Below are 16,999 nucleotides of genomic sequence, written 5' to 3' on the forward strand. Positions count from 1 at the left end.
GAAGGCGCCGGCCGGGGTCACGGCCCGGTGTCATTTCCGTGCCACCCCTTCACCGTGACTTTGGATACAGGATACGGTCGCGTCCCCCGCCGGACCCCCAGGAGCACCCATGTCGCGACGCACCCCCTCGTCACCCGGTCGTGCAGGACGGCGGGCGCTGGCCGCCACCGGCCTGGCCGCGACGTGTCTGATCGCCGCCTGCTCGCCCGTCCAGCAGGCCGAGGGGCCGGCGGAGGAGGCCCCCGACCAGAGCGTCGGCGAGCCGGCCGACGCCGGTGCGGTGCAGCAGGGCGGGGAGCTGGTGGTCGCGCTGTCGGCCGAGCCGGACCGGCTGGACCCGGTGACGTCGCGGTCGCTGTACTCCCGCTACGTCTTCCACACCATGTGCGAGAAGCTCTACGACCTCGACGCGGACACCGAGATCGTGCCGCAGCTGGCCACCGCCCTGCCGGAGGTCTCCGAGGACGGCCTGACCGTGACCATCCCGGTCCGCGAGGGCGTGGTGTTCGCCGACGGGACGCCGTTCGACGCGGCGGCGGTGAAGACGACGCTGGACCGCAGCCTGTCGGCGGAGACGTCGGCGCGGCGCGGCGAGCTGGGGCCGATCAGCTCGGTCGAGGCACCGGACCCCACGACGGTCGTCATCACGCTCGAGGAGCCGTTCGCGCCGCTGACCGCCGCGCTGGCCGACCGGGCCGGGATGATCCTGAGCCCGACCGCGCTGACCGAGCTGGGCGAGGACTTCTCCACCGCCCCGGTCTGCGTCGGCCCGTTCAAGTTCGTCAACCGGGTCGCGCAGAACTCCATCGAGGTCGAGCGCGACCCCAACTACTACGACGCCGACAAGGTGTTCCTCGACCGGATCACCTACCGGATCATCACGGACGCCAGCATCCGCGCGGCCAACCTGCAGTCCGGTGACGCCCAGGTCGCCGACACGCTGTCCACCCAGGACGTGCCCGGCCTGCGCGGCACCGAGGGCATCACCGTGCTGGAGACCAACTCGCTGGGCTACCAGGGCGTGACCTTCAACGTGGGCAACGTCGACGGCCTCGGGACCCCGCCGGGCGACGTGGGGACGCCGGTGGCCAACGACCCGCGGGTCCGCCAGGCGTTCGAGTACTCGGTGGACCGCGAGGGCCTGGTGCGCGCCGTGTGGAACGACCTGTACAGCCCGGCGTGCTCGCCGATCAGCCCGGAGAGCGAGTTCAGCAGCGACGCCGCGCAGGAGTGCACGGAGTTCGACCCGGCCCGGTCGCGGGAGCTGCTGGAGGAGGCCGGCGTCGAGCAGCCCTACCCGCTGTCGATGATCGTGTCGAACAACCCCGACACCCTGCGCCTCGCGCAGGCCCTGCAGGCCAACCTGGAGGAGGGCGGCTTCGCCCTGTCCATCGAGCCGGTGGAGTACTCCTCGCTGCTCGACCAGCAGGACCGCGGCGACTACGAGTCCCTGCAGCTGGGCTGGTCCGGCCGGGTCGACCCCGACGCCAACATCACCAACTTCCTCGGCACCGGCGGTGGGCAGAACGTCGCCGGCTACAGCAACGCCGAGCTGGACGCGGTGCTCGAGCAGGCCCGGACCTCCACCGACACCGAGGAGCGGGTCCGGCTCTACGGCGAGGCGGTCAGCCTGATCCAGGCCGACGACCCGATCGTCTACCTGTACCGGCAGCGCAACCTCAGCGGCGTCACCGACGACGTCCAGGGCGTCCAGGTCTTCCCGGACGGCGTCCTGCGGGTCGCCTTCGCCGGCCTCACCGGCTGACCGGTCGTGCGTGCCTACCTGCTGCGCAGGCTCTGGCAGTCGGCGCTGACGCTGGTCCTGGCCACCATCGTGGTGTTCCTCGGGGTGCGCGCGCTCCCCGGGGACCCCGCGCTGGCCTTCGCCGGGGAGGAGCGCGACCCGGCGTCGCTGGCCGCGATCCGGGCGCAGTACGGCTTCGACGACCCGCTGGTGGTCCAGTACGGGACGTTCGTGGCCAACAGCCTGCAGGGCGACCTCGGCCGTTCCACCCGCACCGACATCCCGGTCACCGAGATGCTCGCTGCGGCGCTCCCGGTGACCCTGGAGCTGGCTGTCCTGTCGCTGGCCGTGGCCATCGTGATCGGCGTGGGTGCGGGCGTGCTCGCGGCGGTGCGGCAGGGCCGGCCGGCGGAGTGGGCGGCCAACGCGGTGGCCCTGCTGGGCCTGTCGGTGCCGAACTTCTGGCTCGGCCTCATCCTGATCCTCTACCTGGCCGTGGGCGCCGGGCTGTTCCCGGCCTCGGGCTACGTGCCGTTCACCGAGGACCCGCTGGACAACCTGCACCACCTGGTGCTGCCGGCGCTGGTGCTGGGCACCGGCCTGGCCGCGGTGCTCATGCGCCAGACGCGCTCGTCGATGCTGGAGGCCCTGGGCGCGGACTACATCCGCACCGCCCGCGCCAAGGGTCTCGGCCCGGGGGCGCTGATCGGCCGGCACGCGCTGCGCAACAGCCTGGTCGTCGTCGTCACCATCGTCGGCCTGCAGCTGGGCGTGCTGATCTCCGGTGCGGTCGTCACCGAGCGCATCTTCGGGCTGCCCGGGTTCGGCAAGATGACGCTGGACGCGGTCTTCCAGCGCGACTACCCGGTGATCCAGGGCGTCGTCCTGGTGACGGCGTCGGCCTACATCATCGTCAACTTCCTGGTCGACCTGGCGTACTCGCTCATCGACCCGCGGATCCGGGTGGCAGGAGCCGCGACGTGACCACCTCGGAGACCACCCCGCCGCAGACCCCCACGGTGGTCCCCGCCCGGGCGGGGCTGGGGGCGGTGGACCCCCCGCCGCCGGTCGCGCCGGTGCGCCGCCGCCGGGTGCTGCGCCGGCTGCGCCGCAACCCCCTGGGCGTCATCGGGTTCGCCATCCTGGCGGTGGCCGTCGTGGCCGCGGTCCTGGCGCCGGTGCTCGCGCCGTACCCGCCCGCGCAGGTGAACTTCCAGGCGCCGTTCCAGGTGCCCGGCACGGTCGGGTACCTGCTGGGCACCGACGACCTGGGCCGCGACATCCTGTCCCGCATCCTCTACGGGCTGCGCGCCTCCCTGCAGGTCGGCGTGCTGGCCGTCCTGGTCGCGCTCGCGGTCGGGGTGCCCCTCGGGCTGGCCGCCGGCTACTTCCGGGCGCTGGACGCGGTCATCTCCCGCTTCACCGACCTGATGCTGGCCTTCCCGTTCCTCATCCTGGCCGTCGGCCTGGCGGCCATCCGCGGCGCCAGCCTGGGCAACGCGGCGCTGGCGATCGGCATCTCGCAGATCCCCGGCATGATCCGGGTCGTCCGCTCGGAGACGCTGCGGCTCAAGGGGCTGGACTTCGTGGCCGCCTCGATCGTCGACGGCGCCGGTGACCTCTGGGTGCTCGGCCGGCACGTGCTGCCCAACGCCCTGTCGGCGATCATCGTGCAGGCGACCGTCACCATCCCGGTGGCCATCCTGGGCGAGGCGGTGCTGTCCTTCCTGGGTCTGGGCATCCAACCGCCGTCCCCCAGCCTGGGGACCATGCTGTCGGAGGCCCAGCAGTACGCGGCACAGGCGCCGTGGACCGCGATCGTGCCCGGGCTGGCGATCGTCGTGGTCACGCTGGCGTTCAACCTCTTCGGCGACGCGCTGCGCGACGCCCTCGACCCGCGGGCGTCGCGGCGGTGACCGGCACGCAGGTGGGTGCGGCCGGCACCGGGACGCGCGCGGTGGCCGGCGCGCCGGTGCTCTCCGTGCGGGACCTCTCGGTCGGCTTCACCACCGAGGACGGGACCGTCTCCGCGGTGGACGCGGTGTCCTTCGACGTGTGGCCCGGGGAGGTGCTCGCCGTCGTCGGGGAGTCCGGCTGCGGCAAGAGCGTGACGGCCATGAGCCTGTCGGGCCTGCTGCCCCGCACCGCCCGGGTGACCGGGTCGGTGCTGCTGGAGGGCACCGAGCTCGTGGGGGCCGGGGACCGCGCGCTGCGCCGCATCCGGGGCGACGACGTCGCCTACATCTTCCAGGAGCCGATGACCTCGCTGAACCCGGTGTTCACCGTGGGCCGGCAGATCATCGAGGTGCTCCGGCTGCACCAGGGGATGAACCGCAGGCAGGCGGCCGACCGCGCGGTGGAGCTGCTGACCCTGGTCGGCATCCCCTCACCGGCGCGGCGGGTGGGGGAGTACCCGCACCAGCTGTCCGGCGGGATGCGCCAGCGGGTGATGATCGCGATGGCGCTCGCCTGCGACCCCAAGGTGCTGGTCGCCGACGAGCCGACCACCGCGCTGGACGTCACCGTGCAGGCGGCGATCCTGGACCTGCTGCGCGACCTGGGCCGGCGGCTGGGCACCGCCATCGTGCTGATCACCCACGACCTGGGGGTGGTGGCCGACATCGCCGACCGGGTCGTGGTGATGTACGCCGGGCGGGTGGTGGAGACCGCCCCGACGGAGGAGCTCTTCGACGCCCCGCGGCACCACTACACGACCGGGTTGCTGGGCGCGGTGCCCACCGCCGGACGGCGGGCGTCGGACGGCCGGCTGCAGGAGATCCCCGGGCTGGTGCCGGTGCTCAGCGAGCAGCCCGACGCCTGCACCTTCGCCGACCGCTGCCCCGCGGCCTCCGACCGGTGCCGCACCTCGCGGCCGCCGCTGGCACCGGAGACCCCGGACCGGGCGGTGCACCGGTTCGCCTGCTGGCACCCCGCCGGGCACCGTGCCGACGTCCCTCCCGAGCCCCCCGCCGACCCGCAGGAGCGAGCGTGAGCACAGCCACCGGGACCCCCGCGGCGGGGACGGCGCCGGCCGGGCCGGGTGCCGGCGAGCCCCCGGCCCTGGAGGTCGAGGACCTCGTCATGCACTTCGGGTCGGTGCGGGCCGTGGACGGCGTCTCCATGCGCATCGACCGGGGCCGGGTCCTGGCCCTGGTCGGCGAGAGCGGGTCGGGCAAGTCGACGGTCGGCCGCTGCATCGTGCGGCTGCTGGAACCGACGTCGGGCACCGTGCGGCTGGCCGGCACCGACGTCACCTCGCTGAGCCGCCGCCGGCTGCGCCCGCACCGGCGGGACGTGTCGATCGTCTTCCAGGACCCGGCCAGCTCGCTGGACCCGCGGCTGACCGTCGGTGACATCGTCGGCGAGCCGCTGCGGCTGCTCGACGGCGACCGCTCCCGCCGGGCCCGGGCGCAGCGGGTGGGCGACGTGCTGGAGCAGGTGGGGCTGCGCCGCCAGGTGGCCGAGCGCTACCCCCACGAGATGTCCGGCGGGCAGCGCCAGCGGGTGAGCATCGCCCGGGCGCTGGTGTCCTCCCCCCGGCTGCTCATCGCCGACGAGCCCACCAGTGCCCTCGACGTGTCGGTGCAGGCCTCGGTGCTCAACCTGCTTGCCGACCTGCAGCGCGACCTCGGCTTCGCCTGCCTGTTCATCACCCACGACCTGTCCGCGGTGGAGTACCTCGCCGACGAGGTGGCGGTGATGTACCTCGGCCAGCTCGTCGAGCAGGGCACCCGCGCCCAGGTCTTCGACTCCCCCCGCATGCCCTACACCCAGGCGCTGCTGTCCGCGGCGCCCCTGGCCGACCCGCGCGAGCAGCGCAGCCGCCGGCGCGTGGTGCTGACCGGCGACATCCCCTCGCCGGTCGACCCGCCGCCCGGGTGCCGGTTCCACACCCGCTGCCCGGTGGCGGTGGACCGCTGCCGCAGCGAGGTGCCGGAGTTGCGGCAGGTCGCCGGCCGGCGGGTCGCCTGCCACCTGGTGGCCGACGACGGGACCGGGCCGGACGTGCGGCTGCTGGGGACGGCCGGCCCCGCCGCGCCGGGCGCGCCCGCGGACGTCGCGGCCGCGGACGTCGCGCGCCCGTGAGCTCCCCGCCCGCGAGCGCCGCGCCGTCCCCCGTGCGGGGCAGCCCGACCATCGGGGACCGGCACGCGCCGCTGCGCGAGCAGGTGCTCGACGAGCTGCGCACCCGGATCATCGACGGGGTCTACGCGCCCGGTGAGCGGCTGACTGAGGAGCGGCTGGCCGAGGACTTCGGCGTCTCCCGCAACCCGGTCCGCGAGGCGCTGCGGGTGGTGCAGGCCGAGGGGTTCGTCCTGGAGCTGCCCCGGCGCGGCGTGGTGGTGGCCACCCCGGACGCGACGAGCATGCACGACCTGTTCGCCGTCCGGCGGCGGCTGGAGACCCTCGCCGCCCGGCAGGCCGCCGAGCGCGCCGGCCCGGCCGACATCGCCGGGCTCCGGGACCTGCTCGACGCCGCCCGGCTGGCCACCGAGGCGCAGGACTTCGACCTGGTCGCCGAGCTGAACAGCACCCTGCACCGACGGATCATCGACATCGGCGGCAACCGCTGGCTGAGCACGCTGTCGGTGTCGCTCTACCGGCACGTGGAGTGGGTCTTCCGGATCGGCGTCGCGCACCGCGCCCCGCACTCCTGGACCGAGCACGTGCGGCTGGTCGAGGCCATCGCCGCCGGCGACCCGGAGGACGCCGAGCAGGCCGCCGCCGAGCACGTCGGCGCCGCCGCTGCGGCGGCCCTCCCGGCTCCCCGCGACCGGCACCCCTGAGACCGGCGCACCCCCACCCCGCCGGCAGCCCGCCGGCCCGACCCCCAGGTGGTACCCCTGTGTTCACGACGCGACCGGAGCTGACCGGCACCTTCGGCATGGTGGCCTCCACCCACTGGCTGGCCAGCGCCGCCGGGATGGCGACCCTCGAGGCCGGGGGGAACGCCTTCGACGCCGCCGTCGCGGCCGGGTTCACCCTGCAGGTGGTCGAACCGCACCTCAACGGCCCCGGCGGCGAGGTGCCGGTGCTGTTCGCCCGCGCGGAGGGGACCGACGCCGGCCGGCCGGTCGTGCTCTCCGCGCAGGGGGTCGCGCCGGCCGCGGCGAGCATCGAGGGGTTCACCGACCTCGGGCTGCCGCTGGTCCCCGGCACCGGCCTGCTGGCCGCCACCGTGCCCGGCGCGGTGGGCGGCTGGCTGACGCTGCTGCGCGACCACGGCACGATGCCGCTGGACGCCGTCCTGCGCTTCGCCATCGGCTACGCGGAGGACGGCCACCCGCTGGTGCCGCGGGCCGCCGCGACGGTGGCCTCGGTCGCCGACCACTTCCGCGAGCACTGGCCCACCTCGGCGGCCACCTGGCTCACCGACGACGGGGCACCCCCAGCCGGCGGTGCGCTGTTCCGCAACCCGGTGCTCGCCGCGACCTACCGGCGGCTGGTGGAGGAGGCCCGCGGTCCCTCCCGCGAGGCGCAGATCGACGCGGCCCTGGCGGCCTGGTACTCCGGCTTCGTCGCCGAGGCGGTCGACGCGTTCTGCCGGCAGCCGGTCGTGGACGACTCCGGCCGCGCGCACGCCGGGTTCCTCACCGGTCAGGACATGGCCGCCTGGACGCCGGCCTACGAGGCCCCGGTCACGCTGGACTGGCGCGGCTGGACGCTGGCCAAGGCCGGGCCGTGGTCGCAGGGCCCGTCGCTGCTGCAGGCGCTCGCCGTCCTCGACGGGCTGCCGGCCGCCGGACCGGCCGGCTACGCCGGGGGCGTCGCCGGCGCCGACCTGGTGCACGCCTCCGTGGAGGCGGTCAAGCTGGCGATGGCCGACCGGGAGGCCTGGTACGGCGACGCGGCGGAGGTCCCGGTCGAGGACCTGCTGTCGGCGGGCTACACCGAGCAGCGGCGCGCGCTGGTCGGTGCGCAGGCCGACCGGGACCTGCGCCCCGGCTCCCCGGGGGGTCGTGCGCCGGTGCTGCCGCGTTTCGTCACGGACGTCTCCGACCGGCTGCACCCGTCGGCGGAGACCCTGGCCGGGGTCGGCGAGCCCACCGTGGACACCCGCGGCACCACCCGCGGCGACACCTGCCACGTCGACGTCGTCGACCGGTGGGGCAACCTGGTGTCGGCCACCCCGTCGGGCGGCTGGCTGCAGAGCTCGCCGGTGATCCCGTCGCTGGGCTTCGCGCTGGGCACCCGGGCGCAGATGTTCTGGCTGGAGCCGGGGCTGCCCAACTCCCTGGTGCCCGGCCGGCGCCCGCGGACCACGCTGACGCCGTCCCTCGCCCTGCGCGGCGGCGTCCCGACCCTGGCCTTCGGCACCCCCGGCGGCGACCAGCAGGAGCAGTGGCAGCTGTGCTTCTGGCTGGCGCACACCGTCGGCGGGCTGGACCTGCAGGCGGCCATCGACGCGCCGGCCTGGCACACCAGCAGCTTCCCGTCGTCGTTCTACCCGCGGCAGTCCTCGCCCGGCGAGGTGGTCGTGGAGTCCCGGCTCGGCGACGACACCATCGCCGAGCTGCGCCGCCGGGGGCACGACGTCACCGTCTCCGACGCCTGGTCGCTGGGCCGGCTGTCGGCGGTGTCGCGGGACCCGGACACCGGCCTGCTCCGCGCCGGGGCCAACCCGCGCGGCATGCAGGGCTACGCCGCCGGGCGCTGACGCGGGGCCGCCGGGCGCTGACGCGGGGCCGCCGGGCGCTGACGCGGGGCCGCCGGGCGCTGACGCGGGGCCGCCGGGCGCTGACGCGGGCCGCCCCCGGGCTACCCGGTCTCCTCCGCGCCGGTACCGGAGCGGCCGGCGTCGTCGACGGCGGCGCCGGAGGGCTTCGGGCGCTCCCCGACCTCGTCGGGCCCGGTGGGCTCCTCGTCGGGGTCCAGCAGGGCGTCGTCGGGCGCCAGGAAGGCGTCGTCGGGACCGGTCACGGGAACTCCTCGGTCGGTGGCACGTCCCCGGGCGGTACCCCGCGGACGGCGTCCGGACGCCCGGTGGTCCCACTCTCCCGGGGTGCGCGTCCCTCGCCACCGGGCGCGAGCCGCCTAGCATCCGGCCCCGGGACCCGGTGGGAGGGAGGCGTGGTGCCGCAACGCTTCGTGGGACCCACCGGGCTGAGCTCCTTCACCCACGCGGTCGGCGGGTCGCTGGTCGACCAGGTGGTGCACGCGCCGTCCGCCGACCGGTTCGAGGCGACGCTGGTGGACGTGGCGCTCGGAGACGCCCGCCTGGTCTCCGCCCGCATCGGACCCCTGGCCGCCGAACGACGCGCGGACCCCGCGTCGGCGGCCGCGGGCAGCGTCTTCCTGCTGCTCGCCCGCCGCGGCCGGGGGCGCATCACCCACCGGGCGGGCACGGGCCCGATCGGCCCCGACCGGCTGGTGGTGGTCCCCGGCGGCGAGCCCTTCGCGGTGGAGTACCCGGCGCCGTCGTCTCTGCTGTTCGTCGCGCTGCCCGCCGCGCGAGTCGCCCGGACCTGCCCCGCACTGGACGGACCGGTCCGCTCGGTGCCGCTCGGCAGCGGCGGGCGGCCGCTGGCCGGCCAGCTGCCGCACCTGATGGCCGCCGTGTCCGGTGCCCCGGGACCCGACGGGGAGGAGCTGGCCGGCGTCCTCGACTCCTTGCTGCACCTCCTGTTGCGGCGCAGCGTCGGGGACACCGCCGGCGACCCGCTGGTGGCGCTGCGGGTGGCCGCCGAGCGGCTGGCCGAGCGGCACCTGGACGACCCCGCGCTGTCGGTGCCGTGGCTGGCCGGCCGGCTGGCGGTGTCCGTCCGTCAGCTGCACCGGGCCTTCGCCACCGGCGGGCGCACCCCCGCCGAGCACGTGAGGACCCAGCGGCTGCGCGCCTGCGGCCGGGTGCTGGCGGCCGCCCCGGACGCGACCGTGGCCGACGTGGCCGCCCGGTACGGCTTCGCCTCGGCGTCCCACCTCGGCGCCTGGTTCCGGCGGACCCACGGCGTCACGCCCGCCGAGTGGCGGGCCCGGCACGCAGCTGACCGGTACCCGGCAGGCACCTGACAGCGGCCGCGCACCCCGCCTCCCTAGCGTCCACCTCCCACGGTGCACCGGCAGGCGGCGCACCGGGACACGCAGCACTGGGAGCGGGTATGCGGTTCGTCCTCGTCCACGGGTCCTGGCACGACGGCGGGTGCTGGGACGGCGTCCGGCACCACCTGGAGGCCGCCGGTCACGAGGTGCACGCCCCGACGCTGCCCGGCAACGGCCCGGCCGGGGACCCCGCCGTGACGATGACGCAGGTGGTCGACGCCGTCGTCGACCTCCTGGAGGACGGCGACCTGCGGGACGTCGTCCTGGTCGGGCACAGCTTCGGCGGGGCGGTGGTGCAGCAGGTGGCGCTGCGTGTGCCGGCGCGGCTGCGGCGGATGGTCTTCCACAACGCCTACGTCGTCCGGGACGGCGCCGCGGTCTTCGACGAGGTCCCTGCATCGGTGGCTCCGGCGTTCCAGGCACTCGCGGAGGCGGCCGGCGACGGGACGGTCATGCTGCCGTTCGAGTCCTTCCGCGACGGCTTCTGCAACGACGCCGACCTGGACACCGCGCGCGCCGCGTACGCGCGGATGACCCCCGAGCCGCTGGCGCGCTCCACCGAGCCATTGGCGCTGGCCGGCTTCGCGGAGCTGCCGGTGCCCCGCTCCTACCTGCACGCCACCGACGACAACGTCTTCCCGGCGGCCGAGTTCAGCTGGCACCCGGGGATGTCCTCGCGGCTGGGCGCGTTCCGGCTGGTGCAGATGCACGGCTCGCACGAGGTGCTCTTCTCCGACCCGGCGGGCCTGGCCGACAAGCTCGTCGAGGCCGGGCGGGACTGACCGTGCAGCTGCTGGACGGCACGGTGGCCGCGCTGGCCGCCGCGGTGCGCTCCGGCGCGGTCGACGCCCGGGAGGTGCTCGAGGCCGCCGTGCGACGCATCGAGGAGCGCGACGGGCCGCTGAACGCGGTCGTCGCCCTCGACCCCGAGCCGGCGCTGCGCCGGCTGGCCCGCACCGGGCCGCCGTCCGGCCCGCTGGCCGGGCTGCCCCTGCTGGTCAAGGACCTGCACGCCGAGGTGGCGGGGCTGCCGCTGTCGCGGGGCAGCCGGCTGTTCGCCGGCCTGCCCGCCCGCGGCACCTCGACGCTGGTCGCCCGCCTGGAGGCCGCCGGCGCCCTCGTCCTCGGTCGCACGAACACCCCGGAGCTGGGCCTGAACGCCACCACCGAGCCGCTGCTGCACGGCGCCACGGTCAACCCGTGGCGGCCCGGCCGCTCCGCCGGCGGGTCCAGCGGCGGTGCGGCGGCCGCGGTGGCGGCCGGGATGGTGCCGGCCGCGCACGCCACCAACAGCGGCGGCTCCACGCGCATCCCGGCCGCCTGGTGTGGGCTGGTCGGCCTCAAGCCCAGCCGGGGCCGCAACCCCATGGGACCGTTCCGCCTCGACGACTGGGCCGGCCTGAGCCACGAGCACGCCGTCACCCGCACCGTCGCCGACAGCGCGCTGCTGCTCTCGGTGACGGCTGGGCCCGCCCCGGGGGAGCCGTACGCGCTGCCCGCCGTCCCGCCCGAGCTCGGCGCGCCACCGCGGTGCCGGGTGGGCCTGCTGGAGGAGGCGCCGGCCGGTCGGCCGGTCGCGCCCGCCCACGTCGCCGCGGTACGGGAGAGCGCCGCAGTGCTCGACCGGCTCGGGCACGCCGTCGTCCCGCTGCCCGCGATCGAGGCGGCCGCCGAGGTGGGGCCGGTCCTCGGGCGGGTGGTCGCCGGCCACCTCGCCGCGGCCGTCGACGCGCTCGAGCGGCAGACCGGCCGCCGGGCCTCCCCGGACACGCTGGAGCCCGCGGTCCTCGACCTGCTGCAGCAGGGGCGGCGCACGACCGCGGCCGAGCTCGTCGAGGCGCAGCTGCAGGTCCGCCGGCTGGCCCTGGTCCTCGCGACGGCGGTGCGCGGGGTGGACGTGGTGCTGAGCCCGACCACGGCGCAGCCGGCGCCGGCGCTGGGTGAGCTGCACACCGACCGCAGCGCCCGGGAGCTGTTCGCCGAGATCTTCCGGCTGTCGCCGTTCGTCGGGGTCTACAACGTGACCGGCGGCCCCGGGCTGAGCCTGCCCTGGGGCCTGGACCGCGACGGGCTGCCGGTGGGTGTGCACCTGGGTGCGGCTCCCGGTGCCGACGGCCTGGTGCTCGGTCTGGCGGCGCAGCTGGAGGCCGCCCGGCCGGACCGGGTCCTGCTGCGCAGCCCGGTGGCGGAGGTCAGTCCGTGACCGCGAGCTGCCGCAGGGCCACCCCGCGGGAGGCGGCCAGACGCTCGGCGGCCGTGACGACCTGCTCGCGCGCGACCGGCGCCCACAGCTCCACGGCCACGACCAGGGACGCACCGGCCTTGCGTGGCCGCCAGGTGCCGGCGACGTCGCCGTCGGCGAGCACTGCGCCGGGCCGGCCGAGCACCGGCCAGAGGGTCTTCGCGCGGGCGGGGTCGGCGACCAGCAGCGGCCGGTCACGCGCCTGCAGGAACAGGTCGAACGGGCCGAGCAGGTGCACGCCGCGCGCGGGCGGGACACCGGCCAGCCGGGCGGCGTCCTCGGCGAGCAGCCAGCGCCGCTCACCGTCCACCGTCACCTCGACGGCGTCCTGCGGCCACCGGGCCCGCACGTCCCCGACCGGCGCGTCCAGGTAGCCGGCGACCAGCGCCGGGGTCGCCGGGCCGAGCAGCCGCAGGTAGCCGCGGACGACGTCCAGGTGCGGGGGCACCTCGGTGGCCGGTGTGAGTCCGGGCACCGGGCGCAGCACCGGGGGTGAGGTGCCCGGCTCGAGCTCGAGGCCGGCGCGCAGCGCGGCCAGCCGGAAGGGCTGCTCGAACAGGTGCGTGGCGTCGCACGGGCGGCAGTGGCGCAGGTAGGGCGCGGGCAGCAGCTCGGTCAGCCGCCCGGAGACCTCGCCCTTGACCATCGGGGCGCTCACCACCGACCGCATGGTGGCGGCCACGGTGTCCAGCGCCTCGAGGGTGCCGATCCCGGCGGCCCGGAGCGGCTTGGCGGCGTCGAAGACGCGCTTGGCCGCGTCGGCCTCGGAGAACGGGGCGGTCGCCGCCACGACGCCGGGCAGGTCGGCCCGCCGGTACAGGTGTGGGGCGCCGCGGAGCGTCCACAGGGTGGCCAGCTCGCCGTCGCGGGCGTCCACGCCGCGCAGCGCCAGTGCCCACCGGCCGCCGTCGGGCCCGGTGTCCTGCACACCGAGGTCGAGCACGGCGGTGTCGGCCGGGTCCCCGGCGACGCGGCCGAGCTGCTGGGCGTGCACCCGCAGGTCGAGCACCTGCCGGCGGGTGAGGGTGGGGGTCACGTCAACGCCGCGGCCGCCCGATGCCGACCACGTACAGCACCAGCAGGGCGCCCCCGGGGACGGACAGCCAGATCCACCACGGGTAGACGTCGTCGTTGGTGACCGAGACCAGCCCCCACACCAGCAGGTTCACCGCGGCGATGCTCGCCCAGACGACGGCCAGCACGCGCATCGCCGTGCCGGCGTCGTCGTCGCTGAACCAGCGGTCCAACGGCGGCGGGGGAGGTGCGGCCGGGGGCGGCTCGGGGAGGTCGCGGGTGACCCGGGCCAGGTCACCGCGGGTGCGGGCGGCCCAGACCGCCTGCACGCGGGTGTCGAACTCGTGCAGGTCCAGCTGCCCGGCCCCGACGGCGCGGCGCAGCCTCTCCTGCACCGCGGCCCGCTCGGGGTCGGACACGCGCAGCTGGTCGGGGTGCACCGGCTCGATCACGTTCCCGATCGTGGCACAGGAGCCCTGCCGGAACCGGCCCTCCGGCAGGCGGGGGGTGGCCGCTCTTCAGGGGCCCGCGCCGAGCTCGCGAGGCGTGGGGGGAAGAGTGGTCCTTCTTCAGTCGTCCGCCAGGGTGCGCAGGATGCGGGCCAGCGTCGCGCGGTCGGCCGCGTCCAGACGGGCGAACAGGTCGCGGGTGTCGGCGGCCCGGGCCGCGGCGATCTCGGCCTGCACCCGGCGGCCCTCGTCGGTCGGGGTGAGCACCACGGCGCGCCGGTCGGTGGGGTCCGGCGCCCGCTCGACCAGCCCCCGGGCCTGCAGCGCGTCGGCCACCTCGGTGGCCGACCGCGGCGCGATGTGCAGCGCCTCGGCGAGGTCGGACAGCCGGGTGCCGGGCCGGGCGGTGACCACGCGCAGCGCACGGGCGTGGTGGGGGGAGAGCTCCCACGGGGCCAGCGCGTCCCGCCACCGCCGGCGCTGGCCGCGGGCGACCCGCACGAGCAGCTCGCCCAGCATCTCGGCGTCGTCGTCCGGCACGCCGGGAAGCCTAGCGGCCGTCCTGCTGTTGCCTCACGGTGAGGTAACCTCATCATCAGGAGGTGGTCGCCATCGAGGGCACCAGGGGACCGGGCGGCGGCGGCCGCCCCGGGCAGCGGTCCGACCCCGCCGACCGCGCCCAGCTCGAGCGCCACCCCGTGCCGTTGCGCCGGGTGACCGCGCTGTTCACGCCCTTCCGCTGGCAGGTCGCCGTGGTCGTGGTGCTCATCGTCGTCTCCTCCGCGGTGGCGCTGGCGACGCCGTTCCTCGTCCGGCTGGTCATCGACGAGGCGCTGCCGCGGCAGGACGTGCGGCTGCTCGTCTGGGCCGTCCTCGGCATGCTCGCCGTCACCGCGACCACCGCCGTCCTCGGCGTGGTGCAGACCTGGCTGTCCACCACCGTCGGCCAGCGGGTCATGCACGGCCTCCGGACGGCGGTCTTCAGCCACCTGCAGCGCCAGTCGCTGGGCTTCTTCACCCGCACGCGCGGCGGGGAGGTGCAGTCCCGGCTCACCCACGACATCTCCGGCATGCAGTCGGTGGTCACCTCGACGGCGACGTCGCTGGCGTCCAACGCGACCACCGTCGTCGGCACGATCGCGGCCATGGTGGCGCTGTCCTGGCGGCTGTCGCTGCTCTCGCTCGTCGTGCTGCCGCCCGCGGTGCTGCTCACCCGCAAGGTCGCCCGGATGCGGCGCACCGTCACCGCGGAGCGTCAGCGGCACCTGGCCGACATGCACGCCCAGGTCGAGGAGGGCCTGTCGGTCAGCGGTGTGCTGCTCGGCAAGACCCTCGGCGCGGGGCCGGCCCAGTCCCGCCGCTTCGCCGACACCTCGCAGGACCTGGTCGGCCTGGAGGTGCGCGCCCAGCTCGCCGGCCGCTGGCGGATGGCCACGATGAGCATCGTCTTCGCCGGCATCCCGGCGCTCGTCTACCTGGCCGCGGGGCTGCCGGCGACCTCCGGCGGCATGACCATCGGCACGCTGGTCGCCTTCACCGCGCTGCAGGGCACGCTGTTCCGCCCGCTCATGGGCCTCCTGGACGTCGGCGTGCAGGTCACCGCCTCGATGGCGCTGTTCAGCCGGGTGTTCGAGTACCTCGACCTGCCCGTGGAGGTCGACGACCCGGCCGACCCGGTGCCGCTGGACCCGGCCGGCGTCCGCGGCGACGTGCGCCTGGAGGGCGTGTCGTTCACCTACCCCGACGGGCACCGGCCGGCCCTGGACGGCGTCGACCTCGCCGTCCCCGCCGGCACGACCCTGGCGCTGGTCGGCCCCACCGGCTCGGGCAAATCCACGCTGGCCTCGCTGGTCGCCCGGCTGGCCGACCCCACCGCCGGCCGGGTCACCGTCGACGGCGTCGACCTGCGCGACCTGTCGCTGGACACGCTGTCCCGGGTGGTCGGCGTGGTGGCGCAGGAGACCTACCTGCTGCACACGACCGTGCGGGAGAACCTGCGGCACGCCCGGCCCGAGGCGACCGACGCCGAGATCGAGGACGCCGCCCGCCGCGCGCAGGTCCACGACGTGGTCGTCGGCCTGCCCGAGGGCTACGACACCGTCGTCGGCGCCCGCGGGCACCGGTTCTCCGGCGGGGAGAAGCAGCGGCTGGCCATCGCCCGCACGCTGCTGCGCGACCCGCGCGTGCTGGTGCTCGACGAGGCCACCAGCGCGCTGGACACCGGGACCGAGCGGGCGGTGCAGGCCGCGCTGGACGAGGCCGCCCGGGGGCGGACGACGATCACCATCGCGCACCGGCTGTCCACCGTGCGGCACGCGGACCGGATCGCCGTCCTCGACGCCGGCCGGGTCGTGGAGACCGGCACGCACGAGGAGCTGCTGGCCCGGGGCGGTCGCTACGCGGCACTGGTGGCCGCCGGCGACCGGCAGCCCGCGCTGGCCGCCTGAGCGGTGGGAAGGACGGCGGGACGGCGGTGGTTGGGCCCGGCATGAGCACCCCGCTGTCCGTCCTGGACCTGGCGCCGATCTCCCGGGGGCAGACGCCGGCCGAGAGCATCGCCGCCAGCGTCGCCCTGGCCCAGCAGGCCGAACGGTCCGGCTACCGCCGGGTCTGGTACGCCGAGCACCACAACATGCCGACCATCGCCTCCTCGGCGACCAGCGTGCTCATCGCGCACGTCGGCGCGCACACCTCGACGATCCGGCTGGGTGCCGGCGGCGTCATGCTGCCCAACCACTCGCCGCTGACCGTCGCCGAGCAGTTCGGCACCCTGGACGCCGCCCACCCCGGCCGGATCGACCTCGGGCTGGGCCGCGCGCCGGGCTCGGACCAGAACACCATGTACGCACTGCGCCGCGACCCGGGCTCGGCCGACCGCTTCCCGCAGGACGTGCTGGAGCTGCAGGGGTACCTGACCGGGGAGTCCCGGGTGCCGGGCGTGCACGCCGTCCCCGGCCGGGGCTCGAACGTCCCGCTGTACATCCTGGGGTCCTCGACGTTCGGCGCCACGCTGGCCGCCGCGCTGGGCCTGCCCTACGCCTTCGCCTCGCACTTCGCCCCGGCGATGCTGCGCCCGGCCGTGGAGGCCTACCGGCGGGAGTTCCGCCCGTCGGCGCAGCTGGACGCCCCGTACGTGATCGCCGGTGTGAACGCGGTGGCCGCGGACACCCACGAAGCCGCGCAGGAGGCCTTCGGCGCCGCCCGGCGCCGGCTGGCCGTGGGCCTGTTCGGCCGTGGCCGCCCGATGTCGGACGACGAGGCCCAGCTGCTGCTCGAGGGTGGCGCGGGGGTGCACGTGGACTCGATGCTGACCCACACCGCCGTCGGCACGCCGGACGAGGTGCGCCGGTACCTGACCGCCTTCGCGGCCGAGGCCGGTGCCGACGAACTCATCGTCGCCCACCAGTTCCCCGGTGTGGAGGGCCGGCTGCGCTCCGTCGAGCTCACCGCCGAGGCAATGGCTCTCGCCCCGGCCTGACGGAGGACCCCCGCCCCTCGCGCGCTCGCGAC

Annotated in this window: 16 protein-coding genes; 12 read left to right on the top strand and 4 right to left on the bottom strand. The window is 76.2% G+C overall.

Annotated elements, in window-relative coordinates:
• The first annotated feature begins 109 nt into the window (after positions 1 to 109).
• From RTG05_RS00540 to RTG05_RS00570, 7 genes are read left to right on the top strand one after another with little or no spacing between them, the layout of a single operon-like run.
• Positions 110 to 1,765 carry an ABC transporter substrate-binding protein gene (locus RTG05_RS00540; RefSeq protein ID WP_166527007.1) on the top strand — a complete coding sequence of 552 codons (1,656 nt, stop codon included), beginning with the start codon at positions 110 to 112 and terminating at the stop codon, positions 1,763 to 1,765.
• Between the two features lie 6 nt (positions 1,766 to 1,771).
• Positions 1,772 to 2,728: an ABC transporter permease gene (locus RTG05_RS00545; RefSeq protein ID WP_166527008.1), complete on the top strand. Its 957-nt coding sequence runs from the start codon at positions 1,772 to 1,774 to the stop codon at positions 2,726 to 2,728.
• Positions 2,725 to 3,660 carry an ABC transporter permease gene (locus tag RTG05_RS00550; RefSeq protein WP_315912174.1) on the top strand — a complete coding sequence of 312 codons (936 nt, stop codon included), beginning with the start codon at positions 2,725 to 2,727 and terminating at the stop codon, positions 3,658 to 3,660. Before RTG05_RS00545 ends, RTG05_RS00550 begins: the two co-directional genes overlap by 4 nt.
• On the top strand, positions 3,657 to 4,736 hold the full coding sequence (locus RTG05_RS00555) for an ABC transporter ATP-binding protein (protein WP_315912175.1): 1,080 nt from the start codon (positions 3,657 to 3,659) through the stop codon (positions 4,734 to 4,736). The genes RTG05_RS00550 and RTG05_RS00555 overlap by 4 nt, the downstream gene beginning before the upstream one ends.
• The gene (locus tag RTG05_RS00560; protein WP_315912176.1) at positions 4,733 to 5,830 is read left to right on the top strand and encodes an ABC transporter ATP-binding protein; all 1,098 of its coding nucleotides are present in this window, start codon (positions 4,733 to 4,735) and stop codon (positions 5,828 to 5,830) included. Before RTG05_RS00555 ends, RTG05_RS00560 begins: the two co-directional genes overlap by 4 nt.
• On the top strand, positions 5,827 to 6,531 hold the full coding sequence (locus tag RTG05_RS00565) for a GntR family transcriptional regulator (RefSeq protein WP_166527010.1): 705 nt from the start codon (positions 5,827 to 5,829) through the stop codon (positions 6,529 to 6,531). The genes RTG05_RS00560 and RTG05_RS00565 overlap by 4 nt, the downstream gene beginning before the upstream one ends.
• 59 nt (positions 6,532 to 6,590) lie before the next feature.
• On the top strand, positions 6,591 to 8,402 hold the full coding sequence (locus tag RTG05_RS00570; protein ID WP_166527011.1) for a gamma-glutamyltransferase family protein: 1,812 nt from the start codon (positions 6,591 to 6,593) through the stop codon (positions 8,400 to 8,402).
• Positions 8,403 to 8,503: 101 nt separating this feature from the next.
• Here RTG05_RS00570 and RTG05_RS00575 read toward each other — a convergent pair whose 3' ends face one another.
• On the bottom strand, positions 8,504 to 8,665 hold the full coding sequence (locus tag RTG05_RS00575) for a hypothetical protein (protein ID WP_166527012.1): 162 nt from the start codon (positions 8,663 to 8,665) through the stop codon (positions 8,504 to 8,506).
• 150 nt (positions 8,666 to 8,815) lie between these two features.
• On the opposite strand from RTG05_RS00575, the gene RTG05_RS00580 reads away from it, so the two are divergent.
• The 3 genes from RTG05_RS00580 (at position 8,816) to RTG05_RS00590 (ending at position 11,987) form a co-directional block, all read left to right on the top strand.
• Positions 8,816 to 9,754: an AraC family transcriptional regulator gene (locus RTG05_RS00580; protein ID WP_166527013.1), complete on the top strand. Its 939-nt coding sequence runs from the start codon at positions 8,816 to 8,818 to the stop codon at positions 9,752 to 9,754.
• A gap of 89 nt (positions 9,755 to 9,843) precedes the next feature.
• A complete protein-coding gene (locus tag RTG05_RS00585) occupies positions 9,844 to 10,566 on the top strand; it encodes an alpha/beta fold hydrolase (RefSeq protein WP_166527014.1) in 723 nt (240 codons plus the stop codon).
• A 2-nt stretch (positions 10,567 to 10,568) separates the two neighbouring features.
• Positions 10,569 to 11,987, top strand: coding sequence for an amidase (locus RTG05_RS00590; RefSeq protein WP_166527015.1), 1,419 nt, complete (start codon positions 10,569 to 10,571; stop codon positions 11,985 to 11,987).
• Here the strand turns inward: RTG05_RS00590 and RTG05_RS00595 are convergent.
• From RTG05_RS00595 to RTG05_RS00605, 3 genes are all read right to left on the bottom strand, one after another.
• The gene (locus RTG05_RS00595; protein WP_166527016.1) at positions 11,977 to 13,062 is read right to left on the bottom strand and encodes a DNA glycosylase AlkZ-like family protein; all 1,086 of its coding nucleotides are present in this window, start codon (positions 13,060 to 13,062) and stop codon (positions 11,977 to 11,979) included. The genes RTG05_RS00590 and RTG05_RS00595 overlap by 11 nt on opposite strands.
• Position 13,063: 1 nt before the next feature.
• Positions 13,064 to 13,492: a DUF1707 SHOCT-like domain-containing protein gene (locus RTG05_RS00600; RefSeq protein WP_166527017.1), complete on the bottom strand. Its 429-nt coding sequence runs from the start codon at positions 13,490 to 13,492 to the stop codon at positions 13,064 to 13,066.
• A 117-nt stretch (positions 13,493 to 13,609) separates the two neighbouring features.
• On the bottom strand, positions 13,610 to 14,029 hold the full coding sequence (locus tag RTG05_RS00605) for a MarR family winged helix-turn-helix transcriptional regulator (protein ID WP_315912177.1): 420 nt from the start codon (positions 14,027 to 14,029) through the stop codon (positions 13,610 to 13,612).
• Between the two features lie 62 nt (positions 14,030 to 14,091).
• Between RTG05_RS00605 and RTG05_RS00610 the strand changes: the two genes are divergently transcribed.
• Positions 14,092 to 15,936, top strand: coding sequence for an ABC transporter ATP-binding protein (locus RTG05_RS00610; protein WP_166527018.1), 1,845 nt, complete (start codon positions 14,092 to 14,094; stop codon positions 15,934 to 15,936).
• A gap of 41 nt (positions 15,937 to 15,977) precedes the next feature.
• Positions 15,978 to 16,967 (top strand): LLM class flavin-dependent oxidoreductase, encoded by a 990-nt coding sequence (locus RTG05_RS00615; RefSeq protein WP_166527019.1) that lies wholly within the window; start codon positions 15,978 to 15,980, stop codon positions 16,965 to 16,967.
• Positions 16,968 to 16,999: the final 32 nt, after the last annotated feature.

The organism is Geodermatophilus sp. DSM 44513 (assembly GCF_032460525.1).
GTDB lineage: Bacteria > Actinomycetota > Actinomycetes > Mycobacteriales > Geodermatophilaceae > Geodermatophilus.

Bases quoted from the DNA above. Each gene is read 5' to 3' on its own strand.
- RTG05_RS00540 (WP_166527007.1), top strand. From the start codon at position 110: ATGTCGCGACGCACCCCCTCGTCACCCGGTCGTGCAGGACGGCGGGCG.
- RTG05_RS00585 (WP_166527014.1), top strand. From the start codon at position 9,844: ATGCGGTTCGTCCTCGTCCACGGGTCCTGGCACGACGGCGGGTGCTGG.
- RTG05_RS00615 (WP_166527019.1), top strand. From the start codon at position 15,978: ATGAGCACCCCGCTGTCCGTCCTGGACCTGGCGCCGATCTCCCGGGGG.